Annotated in this window: 16 protein-coding genes and 2 pseudogenes; 4 read left to right on the plus strand and 14 right to left on the minus strand. The window is 62.5% G+C overall.

Annotated features, from left to right (window positions below):
- Positions 1-5: 5 nt before the first annotated feature.
- The 7 genes from C3F36_RS16520 to C3F36_RS16550 form a co-directional block, all read right to left on the minus strand.
- Positions 6-1,445 carry an ATP-binding protein gene (locus C3F36_RS16520; RefSeq protein ID WP_104455468.1) on the minus strand — a complete coding sequence of 480 codons (1,440 nt, stop codon included), beginning with the start codon at positions 1,443-1,445 and terminating at the stop codon, positions 6-8.
- On the minus strand, positions 1,442-2,134 hold the full coding sequence (locus C3F36_RS16525; RefSeq protein WP_041215642.1) for a response regulator: 693 nt from the start codon (positions 2,132-2,134) through the stop codon (positions 1,442-1,444). Before C3F36_RS16525 ends, C3F36_RS16520 begins: the two co-directional genes overlap by 4 nt.
- A gap of 81 nt (positions 2,135-2,215) precedes the next feature.
- Positions 2,216-2,863, minus strand: coding sequence for a tetratricopeptide repeat protein (locus C3F36_RS16530; protein ID WP_104455469.1), 648 nt, complete (start codon positions 2,861-2,863; stop codon positions 2,216-2,218).
- A gap of 1 nt (position 2,864) precedes the next feature.
- Positions 2,865-3,713: an SDR family oxidoreductase gene (locus tag C3F36_RS16535; RefSeq protein ID WP_104455470.1), complete on the minus strand. Its 849-nt coding sequence runs from the start codon at positions 3,711-3,713 to the stop codon at positions 2,865-2,867.
- Entirely contained in the window at positions 3,710-4,366 is a 657-nt protein-coding gene (locus tag C3F36_RS16540) for a TenA family transcriptional regulator (protein ID WP_039039563.1), read from the minus strand. Before C3F36_RS16540 ends, C3F36_RS16535 begins: the two co-directional genes overlap by 4 nt.
- Positions 4,363-5,844, minus strand: coding sequence for an AMP-binding protein (locus tag C3F36_RS16545; RefSeq protein ID WP_104455471.1), 1,482 nt, complete (start codon positions 5,842-5,844; stop codon positions 4,363-4,365). Before C3F36_RS16545 ends, C3F36_RS16540 begins: the two co-directional genes overlap by 4 nt.
- Positions 5,841-6,506: a thermostable hemolysin gene (locus tag C3F36_RS16550; protein ID WP_041215639.1), complete on the minus strand. Its 666-nt coding sequence runs from the start codon at positions 6,504-6,506 to the stop codon at positions 5,841-5,843. Before C3F36_RS16550 ends, C3F36_RS16545 begins: the two co-directional genes overlap by 4 nt.
- Before the next feature lie 187 nt (positions 6,507-6,693).
- On the opposite strand from C3F36_RS16550, the gene C3F36_RS16555 reads away from it, so the two are divergent.
- On the plus strand, positions 6,694-7,335 hold the full coding sequence (locus C3F36_RS16555; protein WP_104455472.1) for a class I SAM-dependent methyltransferase: 642 nt from the start codon (positions 6,694-6,696) through the stop codon (positions 7,333-7,335).
- Between the two features lie 74 nt (positions 7,336-7,409).
- Positions 7,410-8,630, plus strand: a complete 1,221-nt coding sequence (locus C3F36_RS16560) for a winged helix-turn-helix domain-containing protein (RefSeq protein ID WP_104455473.1) — start codon at positions 7,410-7,412, stop codon at positions 8,628-8,630.
- An 86-nt stretch (positions 8,631-8,716) separates the two neighbouring features.
- Here the strand turns inward: C3F36_RS16560 and C3F36_RS16565 are convergent, their stop codons facing one another.
- Positions 8,717-9,397, minus strand: a complete 681-nt coding sequence (locus C3F36_RS16565; protein ID WP_104455474.1) for a TetR/AcrR family transcriptional regulator — start codon at positions 9,395-9,397, stop codon at positions 8,717-8,719.
- A 93-nt stretch (positions 9,398-9,490) separates the two neighbouring features.
- Here C3F36_RS16565 and C3F36_RS16570 point away from each other — a divergent pair, with 93 nt between their 5' ends.
- Complete coding sequence (locus tag C3F36_RS16570; protein WP_104455475.1) at positions 9,491-10,189, plus strand: DAPG hydrolase family protein; 699 nt, start codon at positions 9,491-9,493, stop codon at positions 10,187-10,189.
- A gap of 109 nt (positions 10,190-10,298) precedes the next feature.
- Here the strand turns inward: C3F36_RS16570 and frdD are convergent, their stop codons facing one another.
- The 5 genes and pseudogenes from frdD to C3F36_RS16595 form a co-directional block, all read right to left on the minus strand.
- Positions 10,299-10,655, minus strand: a complete 357-nt coding sequence (gene frdD / locus C3F36_RS16575; RefSeq protein ID WP_010673803.1) for a fumarate reductase subunit FrdD — start codon at positions 10,653-10,655, stop codon at positions 10,299-10,301.
- A 112-nt stretch (positions 10,656-10,767) separates the two neighbouring features.
- On the minus strand, positions 10,768-11,166 hold the full coding sequence (locus tag C3F36_RS16580; protein ID WP_010673804.1) for a hypothetical protein: 399 nt from the start codon (positions 11,164-11,166) through the stop codon (positions 10,768-10,770).
- 16 nt (positions 11,167-11,182) lie between these two features.
- Positions 11,183-11,917, minus strand: a complete 735-nt coding sequence (locus tag C3F36_RS16585) for a succinate dehydrogenase/fumarate reductase iron-sulfur subunit (RefSeq protein WP_042065016.1) — start codon at positions 11,915-11,917, stop codon at positions 11,183-11,185.
- Positions 11,910-13,694 (minus strand): fumarate reductase (quinol) flavoprotein subunit, encoded by a 1,785-nt coding sequence (frdA, locus tag C3F36_RS16590; protein ID WP_010673806.1) that lies wholly within the window; start codon positions 13,692-13,694, stop codon positions 11,910-11,912. Before frdA ends, C3F36_RS16585 begins: the two co-directional genes overlap by 8 nt.
- Positions 13,695-14,209: 515 nt before the next feature.
- A pseudogene (locus C3F36_RS16595) lies at positions 14,210-15,406 on the minus strand (methyl-accepting chemotaxis protein); the annotation flags it as partial.
- 76 nt (positions 15,407-15,482) lie between these two features.
- On the opposite strand from C3F36_RS16595, the gene C3F36_RS16600 reads away from it, so the two are divergent.
- Positions 15,483-16,400, plus strand: coding sequence for an IS5 family transposase (locus C3F36_RS16600; RefSeq protein ID WP_104454370.1), 918 nt, complete (start codon positions 15,483-15,485; stop codon positions 16,398-16,400).
- A 57-nt stretch (positions 16,401-16,457) separates the two neighbouring features.
- Here C3F36_RS16600 and C3F36_RS16605 read toward each other — a convergent pair.
- Positions 16,458-17,147 (minus strand): annotated as a pseudogene (locus C3F36_RS16605) (PDC sensor domain-containing protein); the annotation flags it as partial.
- Between the last annotated feature and the right edge of the window lie 99 nt (positions 17,148-17,246).

Raw genomic sequence — 17,246 nt, forward strand, 5'->3', positions numbered from 1 at the left:
ACCCCTCATGCCTGGCGCGAGGTGGGCAGCAGCACGCTCACTTCGAGCCCCCCTTCGGGCCGGTTGTGGATGTCGAGATCCGCTCCGTGAAGCTGGGCGATGCGCGAGACGATAGCCATGCCAAGGCCCACGCCATCCCCCTGCTGGGGATTGACCCGGAAGAAGCGCTCGCACAACCGGGAGAGGGCGGCGGTGGGGATGCCGGGGCCGTTGTCCCGCACATCCACCCGGATCCGGTTGCCCACCTGGCTCACCACCACGGCGACCTCGCCGCCCACCTGGGTGTAGCGCAGCGCATTGTCGATGAGGTTGCCGAACATCAGCTCCAGCAACATCGCCTGTCCCATTACCTGCACCTGTTCGGCGCCCTCCAGGGACAGCTGCTGATCCTTTTTCAGGGCGATGGGGGCCAGGGTCGCCAGGGTGCCCTGCAACAGGGGGAACAGGGGGAGGGCGGTGAGGGCCGGGCTCTGCTGGTTGTCGATGCGGGCCTGGGTCAGCAACTGGCGGATCAGCCGGTCGCTGCGATCGAGGGCCAAGAGCATCTTGCGCAGGGCCTGCTCCCGGCTCTGATCATCCTCGGCCGTCATGGCGTTCTCGCTGTGGATGCGCAGTACCGCGAGGGGCGTGCGCAGCTCGTGGGCGGCCTCGTTGGTGAACTGTTTCTCCCGATCCAGGGTGTCTGCGAGGGCGTGCATCAGCCGGTTGATCTCCCCCACCAGCGGCGTCAGCTCCTCGGCCTTGATGGCGAGATTGAGGGGGCTCAGGTTGGCGGGATGACGCTCGCCAATGGCTTGCGCCAGCTGGTGCAGCGGTGACAGTCCCCGGGTGATCAGCCACCACAGCAGACCGAGCAGGAAGGGCAGGGTGATGAAGAGGGGCAGCATGGTGAGGGTGGCCATCTTGCTGGCCAGCTCGCTGCGTTCGTCATCCCGCTCCGCCACGATGAGCCAGGTCTGTTCACCTTCGTTGTAGAGGGTAAAGGTGCGCCACTCGTGGTGATCCTTGGTCTCGCTGTTGAAGCCCCGCTCCAGGGTGGTCAACGGTTGGGCCGGGGCATTGGGCGAGCGCAGCAGCACGGCGCCCTGCTCGCTCAGCAACTGGAAGTAGAGGTTGTGCTCGAATTCATGGCCATAGGGGGTGAACTCGTTGTCCTGGCCGAACTGGAAGAAGCCGCCCTTCTCGATGTGGGGCGTCTCGGGGACGGCCTGCACCCACTCCTGGTACACGGTGCCGTTGCGCGGCAGCTCGCCGCTCTGCTTGAGATAGCGGCTGAGCAACTGGTTGGTGATGCGGGCGGACTGGGCGAGACGGGCATCAAACAGCTCTTCCATCTCGTGGTTGGCCTGCAGGTAGCCGATAAGGCCGCTGATGGCGAGGCTGAGGCTGACCAGGGCCAGGATGCCGGAGAGCAGAAAACGGCGGATGGAACGGACACGGCTCATGGGGCGGAGGCTCCTCTTGCGCCCTGGACGTCGAGCTGGGGCACGATGTAACCGACGCCGCGAATGTTGCGGATGAGCTCGGGGAAGAATTTCTTGCGCAGGTGGTGAATGTGCACCTCCACCGCGTTGCTCTCTGCCCCCTCGTCCCAGCCGTAGAGGCTCTGTTGCAGTTGATCCCGGCTCAATACCCGGCCGCTCTGGGTGATGAGCTCCTGCAACAGCTTGTACTCGTGGGGGGTGAGCTTGACCGGCTCGCCCCGATAGGTGACCTGCTGTGACGCGGGGAAGAGCTGCAGCTCCCCGTACTCCAGCACCGCCTGGGCCTGCCCCTTGCTGCGCCGCACCAGGGCGCGCAGCCGGGCGTTGAGCTCCTGCAGGGCGAAGGGTTTGACCATGTAGTCGTCGGAGCCTGCATCCAGCCCCAGCACCCGGTCGTCCAGGGCATCACGGGCGGTCAGGATGAGCACGGGCAGGGTCTGCCCCTCCCGGCGCAACTTGCGCAGCAGGCTGATGCCGTCGATGTCCGGCAGGTTGAGATCCAGGACAAGGGCGGCAAACTCCTCGCTCTTGAGCGCCGAGAGGGCCGGCATCCCCTGCTGGAGCCAGTCCACCGTGTAGCCGCTGCTGCGCAGGGCATCCACCATGCCGTCTCCCAGCATCACATCATCTTCCACCAACAGGATCCGCATTGTTCTCTCCCTCAAACGACACTGCCCACCAGTATGCTAGCTGGTGGGCAGAGTTGAAATAGCACACTGTGCTGCTTGTGTTTACAGCTTGGCGAGACGCTCGCGAATTTCCATTCTGCGGCCCTCGTCCGCCACCTCGCGGCCAGGGCGCGCCGGGGCGGCCAGGGCCTTGTCCAGATAGACCTTCGCCTGTGCCTTGTCACCCTGATCCAGCAGGAAGTCGCCGTAGAAGAAGTTGGGGTCGATGCCGGTGGGATTGATGGCCAGCGCCTGCTTGAGCAGCTTCTCCGCCTTCTCGTCGTCTCCAAAGCCCACCGGCCAGCCCGGCACCTGGTAGTAGAGGGAGCCCAGGCTGGTGTAGGCCGAGCCTTCCAGCGCCTTGGGATCCTGCTTGATGGCGATCTCGAGCTTGGCCTTGGCCTCCTTCACCAGACCAAGGGCGCCGAGGCCGCCCTTGGCCCCAGCCCAGGTGCTCTTGACGATGGCGGACCAGATCAGCAGATCGGTGCGAAATGCCTCCTTGGCGCTCGCCTCATCGGCCTTGGCACTCAGGCTCTCCAGGCAGCTCTCCTTGGCGTTGCCGGTCTGCTGGTACTGACAGTGGGCCCACTCCTGCTGAATGGTGGGCAGGGCATCGGCGGCCTGGGCCAGACCGCTTGTCAGCAGGCCCCCCAGGGCGAGCAACAGGGGGCCGTGACCAAATCGGGGACGGAAAGTGGCGTGCTTCATCTCAATGTTCCTTCTCGTTTGTCGCACAGGCGGGATCGCTCCTGTGATCGGGGGCTGGGGAGGCGGTGCGGCGGGCGTGGCGCTCGATGATCGGGCGCTGTTTGGCCAGGGCCATGTCCACCAAGGCGGGCAGCAGGCTGTTGAGCCGCACAAAGAGCTTTTCCGGCCAGCCGAGCCAGCGGCGGCGTGTCTCGTTGCACAGGGCGATGACGGCCTCCTCGGCCACGTCCTGCGGGCTGTCGGTCCGTGTGCCGAGCTCGGCATTCATGGCATAAGCCGCCTCGGAGTTGAGGTGGGTACGGGTGGCGCGGGGGGCAAAGTGCAGCACCTTGATGCCGGTTCCCTCCAGCTCCCGCCCCAGGGACTCGCTGAAGCCGTGCATGGCGAACTTGCTGGCGCAATAGACGCTGTAGCCGGCAAAACCGATGGCCCCGAGGCTGGAGCCGATGTTCATGATGATGGCGGGCTTGCGCAGCCGGGGCAGCAGGGCTCGGGTGAGCTGGATGGGCGCCTCGACGTTGAGCAGCAACTGGCGTGTCACCTGCTCGCTGCTCTGATCTTCCAGCCAGGCGAACTGGTTGCAGCCTGCACTGTTGATGAGCACGTCCAGCCCCTCGTCCAGGGCCGGATGTTGCAGCAGCTGCGCCCGTTCATGGGGAGAGCCGAGATCGGCCGTCACCGTCTGGTGGCGATCCGGATGAGGCAGCTCCCGGCGTAGGCGCTCCAGGGCGCTGGCCCGACGACCGTGCAGCAGCAGATGGGCACCCTGGGCCGCCAGTTCATGGGCCAGGGCTTCACCAATGCCGCCACTGGCGCCAGTCAGCAGTATGCGTTTGCCTTCAAGCTTCATTGGCAGGATCCCGTGAGCTGATAGAGCATGTCGCCATAGAGGCGGTAGACCACCTTGGCGGCGTGAATGATGGCGGCCTGATCGGCGGCATCTTCCACCCGGTTCATCAGGGATTCGAAGAACTTGAGGTGCTCCTGGTCCAGGGCCCCGTGGGAGCTCAGGTAGCTCATGGCCTGGGGCGGCAGACCCAGACCGCTCTTGAGCTGGTCGGCGACGGTCAGGGCGATGGCGACGCTGGTGCCTTCCAGCACCTGCACCATGCCGAAGAAGCCCATGGGGTTGCCGCGCTGGATCTGATCGTAGAGGAAGGCCACCATCAGCTCGATGGGCAGGCCCGGCTGGCCGTGGCGCACCGCCTCGGCATCACCGCCGCAAGCACGGATGTCGTTCAGGATCCACTCCTGATGGCCGTACTCCTCGTCGATGTACTCCCTGATGGCGCCTCGCACCCATTCGTACTCCTGCCCCAGCTTGCCGCCGGTGGCCATCAGGAGCGGCACCGTGTGGCGCACGTGGTAGTAGGCCTGTGCCAGGAAGGCGAGGTAGGTGTCACGGCTGATGTCGCCGCGGCGGCAGGCCTCGATGATGGGGGCGTTGAACAGGCGTTCGCGCTCGCAGGCGGTGGCTTGTTGCAGGGTCTGGTAGAAGCTCATGAGGTCTCTCCTGTGAGGCATTGGCTGATCTGCCGGGAAAAATGGTGATAAATCTCGTTGCGACGGGGGCGCCCGTTGGCCGTCAGGAGGCCGGGGAGCTGATCCAGGGCGACCGGCAACCAGTGATGGATGCGGGCGTAATCGGGCAACTGCTGGTTGAGCCGGGCAATCTGCTCTGGCAATTGGGACTGGCTGCCCGGCAGCGGCTGGATAAGGGCCACGTTGGCGGGCTGACCGTCACCGAAGATGACGATGCGGGCGATGGCCGGGCAGAGCTGGGCCTGGGCTTCCACCCACTCCGGGGAGAAGTTGCGGCCAAAGGCGGTGATCTGCACGTTCTTCTTGCGCCCCGTGATATGGAGATAGCCATCCTCGTCGAGCCGACCCAGATCCCCTGTGGCGATCTGACTGCCCGTCTCGCCCTCTTCCCCCAGGTAGCCCAGCATGGCGCTGCCGCTGACCATGACTTCGCCGTCTGCGGCGATCGTCACCTGGCAGTGGGGCAGGGGCAGGCCGACGCTGCCGGGACGATCCCCGTGGGGGCCGTTCAGGGCGACCACGGAGCCGCATTCTGAGAGACCGTATCCCTCGTAGACCGGCAGCCCCGCCGCACGGGCGTGAGCGATGAGTTCGGGGGCGACCTTGCCGCCGCCCACGGCGACGAAGCGCAGGGTGCCGAGCTGTGTCGCCAGGGCAGGGGTATTGAGGCACAGGGCCAGCAGCAGGCGCAGCAACTCGGGTACCAGTACCAGGCTGTGGCTGGGCCAGCGCAGCAGTGCCTGGGCCAGGGCCGCAGGATCCAGCTTGCTGGAGCCCGAGAAGCCAAGTTCCCCCAGGGAAGGGATGCGGCTGCAGGCGCCGGTCAGCAGCGGTACATACAAGCCGGTCAGGTTCTCCAGCAAGGTGGTGAGGGGCAGCAGGGTCAGGTGTTTCTCAACCCGGGCAGGGGCCACCCGCAGGGCAAGGGATCCGCAGACCGCCGTCATCTGTTCCAGCGACAGGCAGACGCCCTTGGGTTGCCCCGTGGTGCCCGAGGTATAGGTGATCTTGGCGGTGCCTGCAGGCAGCTCGGGGAGGCGGGCCGGGATGCGGCGCCACAGGGGCACGGCCTGTTCATCGGGCCTGCCTGCCATGAGCACGAGGGGCGAGGCGGACTGCCACCCCTGGTGCTCCGGGCCGACCAGGGCGTCTGCTCCGCTGCTTTCAAGCAGCCACGTCTGCTGCGCCGGACTGAAGAAGTGGGGAACCGGGATGACCACGATGCCGGCCCAGGTGCAGGCGAGATCGATCAGCGCCCAGGGCAGGCCGTTGTCGAGTTGCAGGGCCAGGCGGCGGATGCCGGCCTCTTGCAGCACGCCAGCCAGTTGCTGGATCTGCTGCCACAGGCTCTGGTAATCCAGCTCACCCTGGCTGCCTAGCAGCGCAGGCTGGTGCGGGGTCTGGCTGGCATGGTGGGCGATGGTGTCGAACAGCGTCATTGCGCGCACCTCCTGTCGATGTCGGCATGGTTAAAAAGGCGGGGCATGGGCCCCAGCAGGTTGAGCAGCAGGCTGCTCTGTGCGAGCACCTCGCGCCCCTGGTTGATGTCGCCTGCCATCACCTTGGGCTGGCAGCGGTAGTATTCGCCCCAGGCGCTGGCATCCTCTCCCACCTGATGGGCCTCTGCGAGTGCCAGCTCCACCGGGTTGAGACGCAGGCGGGTAAAGCTGTTGCGCAGCTTGGCGGTGCCGGTGAACACCACGTAGTCCAGGGCGTTGTCACACAGCAGACGGCACAGCGCGGCAAACATCAGGCGGGCGTGACCCGGTTCGCTGCAGGCAAGATTGCCCACTTCGATGATGCGGTGGCGGGCCGGACGTACCCCGAGACGGGTCTCGATGGCGGCCTCGACAGGCTGCTCCAGATATTGCTCCAGATAGAGCGGTTGCTCATGCTCGCCATGGCAGGCCTGGTTGAGGCCGCAGGCACCGACCAGCACGCCATCTGCCCGGTAGAGCCCGAGCAGGCAGGGCAGGAAATGGGGAATGCGGGCGTTGAACTCGAGGGTATAGGCGGCCTGGATATAGGTTTGCAGCGCCATGACCTGCTGCGGGGATTCGGCCAGGATCAAGCGGTAGGGGGCTTGGATCTCGATGGTCATGGTTGGCTCCTTCTCTTGCGATGGGATGAGAGTAAAAGGGCAAACTTAAGAAACCCTTAAGGCGCAAAAAAAGACGAAAAAAACTGGCGGGGGGTGAACGGGGGGCGATGGGGGCACCAGACAAAACAGTTGCCAGCAGCGGGCGTGGCAGGCAATCTGCCCCGCTGTCGCCACCCGAGAAGCTGCCATGTCATCCCCTGTTCACTGTCCCCTATGTCTCTCCCCTCGGCACCATGCCCTGCCGGTGGCGGGCAAGGGCTATTACCGCTGCCTGGCGTGCGAGCTGGTCTGGATGGACGAGGCGGACCACCTGGACGAGGGGGCCGAGAAGGCGGTCTATGACGGGCACGACAACCGGGTGGACGATCCCCGCTACCGGACCTTTCTGATGCGTGCCTTTGGCGAGGTGCTGGCCCGGGTGTCGCCTCCTGCCAGCGGCCTCGATTTTGGCTGCGGCCCCGGGCCTGCCCTCATCGCCATGGGGCGGGAGGCGGGCTTCGAGATGGCGGGCTACGACAAGTTCTATGCCGACGACCCCGAGTGCCTGACAAGGCAATACGACTTCATCACCAGCACCGAGGTGATAGAGCACATCGCCACCCCCCGCGCCGTGCTGGACACGCTCTGGGGCTGCCTCAAGCCCGGCGGGGTGCTGGTGTTGCAGACCCAGCGGGTGCTGGGGGACGATCGCTTCAAGACCTGGCGCTATCGCCACGATCCCACCCATATCGTCTTCTTCGCCGAGGCCTCGTTCCGTGCCCTGGCGGTCCGCTGGCAGGCAGAGGTCGAGTTTCCTCATGCCGATGTGGCGGTGTTCACCAAACCCTGAGCCGAGCGTTTTCATTTGGCCATGAGTTGGGCATGCTGGTTGCCTGATACCCAGGAACGGATGCCCCCATCTCCATGTCGATCCCCCACCTCTCATTGCAAGACGCCCGCCACCTGCAACTGGCGGCCCAGGGGCTGCTGACCCCGCGCCGCGCCAGAGCAACCCCCGCCGACCTGCTCGCCTGCATTCGCCGCATGGCGTTGCTGCAGATAGACACCATCTCCGTGGTGGCCCGCAGCCCCTATCTGGTGCTGTTCAGCCGTCTCGGCCATTACGATCCGCGCTGGCTGGAACAACTGCTGGCCGATGGTGACCTCTTCGAATACTGGGCCCACGAGGCCTGTTTCGTCCCCCGGGAAGATTACCGGCTGCTGCGCCATCGCATGCTGGATCCCGCCGCCATGGGCTGGAAGTTCTCCGCCCAGTGGCTCAAGACCCACGGCGGCGAGATAGCGCAGATAGTCGAGCGCATACGCCAGGATGGCCCGGTGCGGGCGGCAGATTTCGAGCGCAAGGGGGGCAAGGGCAACGGCTGGTGGGACTGGAAGCCGGAGAAGCGCCATCTGGAGGTGCTGTTTACCGCAGGCCAGCTGATGGTGCGCGAACGGCGCAATTTCCAGCGGGTCTACGATCTCGCCGAGCGGGTCATGCCGGAGTGGAATGACGAGCGGGATCTGCCGAGTCCTGATCTCGCCCGGCGGGACATGGTGCGAGCCAGTTGTCGGGCGCTGGGGCTGGTCAAGACCGGCTGGGTGGCGGATTACTATCGCCTTAAACGGGGGAAATACGACGCCCTGCTCCACCAGCTGGCGGACGAGGGGGAGCTGTTGCCGGTACGAGTGGAGGGGTGGCAGCACGGAGCCTTCGTTCACGCCTCCCTGGCCGATGAACTGGTCCGGGCCCAGGCGGGCTCCCTCAAGGCGAGCCACACCGCCGTGCTCTCGCCCTTTGATCCGCTGGTGTGGGATCGCAAGCGGGCCAGCGAGTTGTTTGGTTTTGACTATCGCATCGAGTGCTATACCCCGGCCCCCAAGCGCCAGTATGGTTATTTCGTGCTGCCGTTGCTGCATCGCGGCAAGCTGGTGGGCAGGATGGACGCCAAGGCCCATCGCAAGGAGGGGGTGTTCGAGGTCAAGAGCCTCTATCTGGAAGACGGGGTCAGGATCACCCAGAGCCTGGCCCAGGATCTGGGCAAGGCCATCCAGAAGCTGGCGGAGTGGCACCAGACACCGACCCTGCGCTACGGCGCCATCCCTGCGCCCCTGCTGGCTCTGTGGCAGGAGAGCGCAGGCTGACGGAGCACTCGTGCTTCCGTGCGCGTCTGGTAGTGAAAGCGGGGGCAACCCCGGATCAGATCTTCCCCGCAGCCGGCCTGATCAGGTCAGGCACCGGATGGCTCGCCAAGGACTGGCGAAGGGGCAGATTCACACACCAATCCCGGAAGCACCAGCGCAACGGCCGCGGTGATGCGCTCGCGAATGTCGCTGCCCGGCGCCAGCAAGCCGAGCGCCATCTGGCGCAGCGGCTCCGCCATGGTCATCGCCAGCAGCAGATCGCTGGTCTGGGCGGCGTCCAGCTCGCGCAGCCAGCCCAGTTGCTGCTGGCGCTGTAGCCACGCCGCCAGCGTAGCTCTGCCGCGGGCAATACCGTTCTCCTGATAGGCCGTCAGCAGGGCATCCCGCCCCGCGAACTCATGCTGCAGCAGCCGGAACATGCCCACCGCCGGTGCGCTCAGCACCTGTCCCGCTATGGCCTGCAAGCCCAGCTCCAACATCTCTCCCAGTGCCTCGGGGTGGGTTGCATCCTGCTCGAAGGCCGGTTGAAAGGCATCGGTCCAGCTGCGCACCGCCTGCGCAACCAGTTCGTCGCGATTGGCGGCGAAGCGGTAGAGGGTCTTCTTGGCAACCCCCGCCTCTTTGGCCACCGCATCCACGGTCGCAGCGCCGTAGCCCCCCTTGAGCAACAAGGTCAGCGTCGCTTCGGCGAGGGCGGCGCGAAGGTCGGCTTCCGGGGTGACCGGACGGCCTCGTGAGCGTGTTTCTTCATCGTTCTGGTGCGACATATGGGCTCCTGGAAAGCATTGACAGACCCAGCATACAGGCATAGCGTAATTTAGGAAACGAACTTCGTTTCCTAAATTTATGGGAGTCATATCATGCATCCTTCTGCCTTGTTTGCCCCCTGGGGCGTCAATGACATCAACGAGTTGCTCAGTCCGCAACCCCTTCGCCTGGAAATGGGTCTGACCCGCAGCACCGACGGCCTGCTGACGGTCGCCATCCGCACCGATCTGCACGGCTGCAAGGGGCGCATGCTGGATTGGTGGTTCACCTTCTTCGAGACGACCCAGCACATCAGGTGGTGGCACCCCCACGACCACGTCGAGCACCGGGGCTGGGATCATCACTGGAAAAAAGGGGAGCGCTTCGTGGGAGCCAGCATAGAGGCGGTGGAGTGGCTTGCCGAGCTGCCGCCGGTGGCAGCTCGCCTCAAGTTCCACGGTGCCGAAGAGGTGTTCGCCCCGCAATCGCTACACGAGGCGCGGGAGACGCAGGCTCTCTCTGCCGCCATCTGCGCCCGTATCGGCTTTGGCGACGAGGTAGCGCTGGATGAGCAGGGGGCGCCGCTGGATGGCGAGATGTTGCACCTGGCGCGGGATACCCCCTATGGCTGTGTGCTGCGCAGTCGTTTTTTGCTGGGCAAAGCCTGCGCCAACCCGCTTGACGAGGTGCCGGACGAGGTAGGTTTCAACCTGATGCGCCACTGCTACAGCGAATTCAGCTATCTGGCGCAGTTTCTGCCGTCGCTCTACTACGCGGAAAACGGTCGTGAGCCGGCACCGAGGCTCTGGTGAAGGATGCCGAACGAGTGCGCAGGCCAGCTGCCGGATGGAGATGAGCCGCGGAAGATGGTCATAAAAAAACCGGGCACTGGGCCCGGTTTGTCATGCAGTCAGGATGTGCTTACTGGAGCACCAGCACCATCAGCAGGCCGACGGTGATGGCGGACACCAGGAAGGCGAAGCCATAGAACACATAGTGGTGCAGCTTGGTGGTGTGGATCCCCAGATCATGCAGGCCGTGGTAGATGCGGTGCATGCCGTGCCAGACGGGCAGGGCGATGATCACCAGCAGGATGCAGGCACCCCACCAGGAGCTGGCGAATGCCAGCACGCGCTCGTAGCTCATGGTCTCCACGTCCATGATGCCCATGGGCACCAGCAGACCTGTGATGAGGACAATGACCGGCAGCAGCATGGCAACCACCATGCCACCCGCACCAAACAGACCCCAGTAAATTGGCTCGTCAGAACGTCTCATATTTATTCCTCAAATCATGATTGAGTGATCGTGGCCAACGTTTCTGAGTGAGAGCCCGGTACCAAACAGTCACCAATAACCGGGTTCGTCAGAACGTCTTATGGTTTTCTCCTCAGGCCACGATGATCAGGACAAGCAGGGATACCGCCGCCAGCGCCACATACTGGGCAATGACGATCGGTTTCTCCGGCACCAGGTCTTCACCACGGAAGATGCGCATGGCTTTCGGAGCCAGGGCGAACCAGGTCTTGGCGTGGAACAGGCAGGCTGCCAGGGCGATGACGTGGAACAGGATGGCAATGGGGCTTTGCAGGGATTCCAGCCAGCCGTTGAATGCCTCCTGACCCTGTACCAGGCGCAGCAGACCCCACATCAGCACGACGGCGTAGATGGAGACGAAGATGCTGGTGCCTTCGCGGATCATGTAACCGGTGTAGAAGGCATTCTTCAGCCACCAGTCTTTCTTCATCTCGCGCACGTAAGGCTTACGTTTGCTCTCAGTGTTGTTCATGGTCTCACTCCTGGTCTCAGTCCGGCTTGAACATGGCGATCATGTAGTCCTTGGCGCTCTCGACCTTGCCAAGCTGGATGGCGGCGGCCGGATCCACGCCTTTCGGGCACACTTCGGAGCAGTAGCCCACGAAGGTACAGCCCCAGACGCCCTCGTCCTGGCTGATGATCTTCATCCGCTCCCTGGACGCGCTGTCGCGGTTGTCGGCGTTGTAGCGATAGGCCAGTGCCAGGGCCGCCGGACCGGTGAACTTCTTGTTGATGCCATATTGCGGGCAGGCCGCGTAGCACAGACCGCAGTTGATGCACATGGAGAACTGGTGATACTTCGCCATGTCAGCCGGCGTCTGGGTGTACTCGCCATCACACAGGCTGCGCGGCTCGGACGGGATGATGTAGGGCTTGATGCTCTCCAGCTTCTCGATGAAGTCGGACATGTCGACCACCAGATCGCGCTCGATGGGGAAGTTGTTGAGCGGTTCGATAGTCATCTTGCCCGGCAGGTAATCCCGCAGGAAGGTCTTGCAACCGAGTTTCGGAATGCCGTTGACCATCATGCCGCAGGAGCCGCAGATCGCCATCCGGCAGGACCAGCGGAAGCTCAAGGTGGAGTCCAGATGATCCTTGATGTATTGCAGCGCATCCAGCAGGGACATCTCTTTGAGGTAGGGCACCTGGAAGGTCTGCATCCAGGGCTCGTTATCCTGCTCGGGACGGTAGCGCAGGATTTCAATTTCGATCATCTCAGCCATTCTTCTTAGCCTCGTCTTGTTTCTCACCCTCGGAACCGTACACGCGCTTGGCCGGTTGGGATTTAGTGATCTTCACATCGGAATAGTCGATGGTCGGGGCCCCTTCGCCGTTGTAGAAGGAGAGAGTGTGCTTGAGGAAGTTGACGTCATCGCGCTCCTCGTAACCGTCCAGACGCTGGTGGGAACCGCGGGACTCTTTGCGGTTGATGGCGGAGTGCGCCATGGCTTCCGCCACGTCCAGCATGTAGCCCAGCTCGATGGCGTACAGCAGGTCGGTGTTGAAGACCGAGGACTTGTCGTTGATCTTGATCTTTTTGTAACGGGCTTTCAGCTCGTTGATCTTGTCGATGGTGCCCTGCATCAGCTCTTCGGTACGGTAGATACCGACACCGGCTTCCATGGACATGCCCAGTTCGTTGCGGATATCCGCCGGGTTTTCGGTGCCGTCGATGTCCAGCAGGGAGAGGTGCTGCTTGATGAGCGCCTCGGCCTTGGCGACCAGCGCCTGGGTGTTGCCATGTTGCTGGGTGGCGGCAAACTCGGCTGCCTGCTCACCGGCCACCTTGCCGAAGACCACGATCTCGGACAGGGAGTTGGAACCCAGACGGTTGGCGCCGTGCAGACCGACGGAGGCACATTCGCCAGCGGCATAGAGACCGGCCAGACGAGTGGCACACTTGCCGTCGGTTTCGATGCCACCCATGGTGTAGTGGGCGGTCGGACGTACCGGAATCGGCTCTTTTACCGGATCCACACCCACATAGGCCTTGGCCAGTTCGCAGATGAAGGGCAGACGCTCTTTCAGATACTTCTCGCCAAGGTGGCGCAGGTCGAGGTGAACCACGTCGCCCATGGGGCCCTGGATCACGCGGCCTTTTTGCTGCTCCTGCCAGAAGGCCTGGGAGAGACGGTCGCGCGGACCCAGCTCCATGTGCTTGTTCTTCGGCTGACCGACCGGGGTTTCCGGGCCCAGACCGTAATCTTGCAGGTAGCGATAGCCATCCTTGTTGAGCAGGATGCCACCCTCACCACGACAACCTTCGGTCATCAGGATGCCGGTGCCCGGCAGACCGGTCGGGTGATACTGGACGAACTCCATGTCCCGCAGCGGTACGCCGTGGCGGTAGGCCAGGGCCATGCCGTCACCGGTGACGATGCCGCCGTTGGTGTTGTAGCGATAGACACGACCTGCGCCGCCGGTGGCCAGCACCACGGACTTGGCCTGGATGAAGCGGGTGATGCCGTTCTGGATGTCAAAGGTGACGACACCCTGGACGCGGCCATCTTCCACGATGAGATCCAGACAGAAGTGCTCGTCGAAGCGCTTGATGGTCGGGTACTTGATGGAGGTCTGGAACAGGGTGTGCAGGATGTGGAAGCCGGACTTGTCGGCGGCGAACCAGGTGCGGGGGATCTTCATCCCGCCGAAACGGCGCACGTTGGCCTTGCCGTCCGGTTTGCGGCTCCAGGGGCAACCCCAGTGCTCCAGCTGGATCATCTCGTTGGTGGCGTTGTTGACGAAGTACTCGACTACGTCCTGCTCACACAACCAGTCACCACCGGAGACGGTGTCGTTGAAGTGGTTTTCCAGGGAGTCGTCATCACGGACGACGCCTGCGGCGCCACCTTCGGCGGCCACGGTGTGGCTGCGCATCGGATAGACCTTGGAAATCAGGGCGATCTCCAGCTCCGGGTGGGCTTCTGCAATGGCGATTGCGGCACGCAGGCCACCGCCACCGGCACCGATGATGGCAACATCGGTCTTGATAATATCCACATCTGCCTCCTTAGGGATAGATTTGCTGGGCACGATTTTGCTCTATGAAAAAAATTCAGGCTTGATGCAAGTCAAACTGCTTTGTTTTAGTGCTTGGCAACGGTGATTTTTATTACAACCACCCCATTCCTTGGATGAAAATGCCGTCATTATCGCCATCCATCAGTGATCTGGATCAGCCGTACTCGCTACTCTGGTGATTTTAACTCCAAGATTATACGTAGTTTTCTTTCAAAAAAATGAGAAATGCCTCTCTTTTTGGGTATTACCCATAAAGTTTTTAAGTTTTTTATCAAAACAGTTTAATGATAACTATTATCACGATGACATATCGATATTAGGCATCAAAAAAGTAATGCGAATATAGCCATGACAGACTGGGCCCGTCTCCCACACATGAGCAAAAGGAGATGTCGATCACAGGGTTGAGGGTCTCGAAAGGGGATTATAACCGTTGAAACAAAAAGGGTTTATAAAAAAAGGGGCCTGAACGGCCCCTTTCTTTCCATGGTCGATCAGATGCGGAACATGCCGACCTGATTATTCAATTCACCTGAAATATTTTTAAGCTGGGCCGACAGATTGCGGGAGCTGTCCGCATCCACTGCCAGCTCGTCCGAGACATCCTTGACCGCCTGGATGTTGCGGCTCACCTCGTCGGTGACGGCACGCTGTTCCTCGGCGGCGCTGGAGATCTGGGTCGCCATGTCGGAGATCTGGTTGATGGAGGTGGTGATCTGCTCCAGCGCCTGGGTCGCATCGTTGGCATCTTCCACGCTGTTCTGGGCCAGCAGCTGACCCTCGTGCATGGTACTGACGGCGCCCTGGGTGTTGCGCTGCAGGGTCTCGATCATGCTGCGGATCTCGACGGTGGAGCTGTGGGTGCGCTGGGAAAGCACCCGCACCTCGTCGGCCACCACGGCAAAGCCGCGTCCCTGCTCGCCAGCCCGGGCGGCCTCGATGGCGGCGTTGAGCGCCAGCAGGTTGGTCTGCTCGGCGATACCCTGGATGGTGGAGAGGATGGTGTTGATCTCCTGGGCGTTCTTCTCCAGTTCCTGAATGATGCCGGAGGCCTGCTTGACCTGGGTGGCGAGATCCGTGATGGAGCGCTGGTTGCGGGCAATCACCTGCTTGCCGTGCTCGCAACTGCTGGAGGAGCTGCGGGCCGCTTCCGCGGTCTGCTCGGCATTGCTGGCCACTTCGACGGCGGTGGCGGACATCTCGTGCACTGCGGTCGCAATCTGGGAGATCTCGTTTTGCTGGCGGGCCAGCCCCTGGTTGGATTTCTCCGCCATGTCGTGGGAAGACCTGGCCTGCTGGTTGAGCTGGGTGGAGGAGTTGGAGATGTCCTGCACCATGACGTGGATGCGCTCGATGAAGGTGTTGACGTGCTTGGCGACGGTACCGACCTCGTCTTCACGCTCGATCTTGATGCGACGGGTGAGATCGCCGTTGCCGCGGGAGAGATCGACAATCGCCTCGCCCAGGGTTTTCAGCGGCGCCAGGGAGCCGTTGATGGCGACATAGGAGAAGCCCGCCACGATGAGGATGGTCAGCAATCCCTGAATAAGGTCGGAGGTGACCATGCGGGAGACGGACTGGTAGGCGACCGCTTCATCCACCACGATGCCGAAATACCAGTTGGTGTTGGGGATCTCGGTGAGGTCGAATACGCTCGCCTTGCCGCTGATATCCATCTCGGAGATGGTGTGGCCTTGTTGCTCAAATCGGGGAACTATCTGTCATCTCGGTGATCTGATCCTGTAGCGCAGTCTCCGAGAGCATCAGATGGGCAAGTCCAAGCACAAGATCAGCAACTGGCAGCAGTACAACCAAGCCTTGGTGCAACGCGGTTCGTTGACCATCTGGATGGACGAACAAGCCATTAAGCAGTGGCATTGCCTGGTCCACCATGGCCGCCGAGGGAGAGGTTTCCACTACAGTGACACCGCCATTGAGACGGCCCTGATGCTAAAAGGCTTGTTCAAGTTGCCGCTGCGGGCGCTAGAAGGCTTCATTAACTCGTTGTTCCAACTGATGGCGGTGCCTTTGCAGTCGCCGGACTATAGCTGTATCAGCAAGCGCGCCAAGACCGTCGACATCAAGTACCGCGTCCCCAGCCAAGGCCCGGTGGCTCACTTGGTCATTGATGCCACCGGCCTCAAGGTCTATGGCGAAGGCGAATGGAAAATTCGCAAACACGGCAAGGAGAAGCGACGAGTGTGGCGCAAGCTCCACTTGGCGGTGGATGCCACAACCCATGCGGTCATCGCTGCCGAAGTCAGCCTGGAGACGGTGGCGGATAACGAGGTGTTACCGACGTTGCTCAACCCCTTACGACGCAAGATAAAACAGGTCAGCGCCGATGGTGCGTATGACACCAAGGCCTGTCATGCGCTACTGAAGAAGAAGGGGGCGAAAGCCACCATACCGCCGAGAAAAAATGCGGCACCGTGGGAGGAAGGCCATCCCCGCAACGAGGCGGTGACGGCGCTCAAGGCCGGTGAACTGAAGCAATGGAAGAAAGACTCCGGCTATCACCAGCGCTCGATAGCCGAGACCGCCATGTACCGGTTCAAGCAACTCATCGGGCCAACGCTGAGCCTGCGGAACTACAACGCCCAGGTGGGCGAAATCCTGGCTGGCGTGAAGGTGATGAACAAGCTGATAGGGCTTGGTATGCCTGTTCGCCAGCCAGTGAATTGAGTGGTATCAACGGGTTGGGGAACGGCCATCCAGCGACGGATTTGATCAACAACGCCAGATGGTGTTGTCATGGGCCAGCTCGTTGACTTTGGCTGCCGTCAGTTCCGGGGAGATGGCGGTGGCGGGTTTGAGGGTCAGATCCTTGTCCGGGTGGGCGATGATGGTGCCGTTGCTGTCCACCAGAATGGCATAGGTGCCTTCCGAGTTCATGGCGAGCACGTCTTTCACCAGACCGTCGATGGAGACGTCACCGGCGATGACGCCGTCGGTGTTGCCGCGACTGAAGGGCTCGGCGATGGTGATGATGAGCTGGCCGGTGGTGATGTCGGCATAGGGGTCCGTGATGGCGAGCTTGCCGGCGGCCATGGCGTCCTTGTACCAGGGACGCTGGCGCGGATCATAGCCGGCCGGCAGATCGGTCGGCTTGCTCTGGATCATCCGGCCATCCTTGGTGCCCACGTAGACGAGATCGAAGTTGCCCGCATTCATGGACTGGGCCAGGTGGCTGAGGGGCTCGTCTTCCTTGGCGAAGGCTTCCTTGGTGGCGGTGATGAGATTGATGCGGGCGTCGAGCCAGCGGGAGATCCCCTTGACGTTGGCGACCGAGCTGTCGTCGATGAAGCTCCAGATCAGCCGCTGGGTTTCACTGCGCAACTGGGAGGTGTTGTACCAGACCTGCAGGCCGGTGATGACCAGAATGATGGCCCCGATGGAGAGGACCAGCTTGTTCTTGATGGATAGGTTCATGTTTACATCCTTGTGAGCGTCAGTCAGAGATCCATGGTGTTTGTTATTGTTATGAGCCAACTCTGTATCGGCTGGCTATGGACTTTATGTATCCCGGTG

The sequence above is a fragment of the Aeromonas sp. ASNIH2 genome, from assembly GCF_002934795.1.
Classification (GTDB): Bacteria; Pseudomonadota; Gammaproteobacteria; order Enterobacterales; family Aeromonadaceae; genus Aeromonas; species Aeromonas caviae.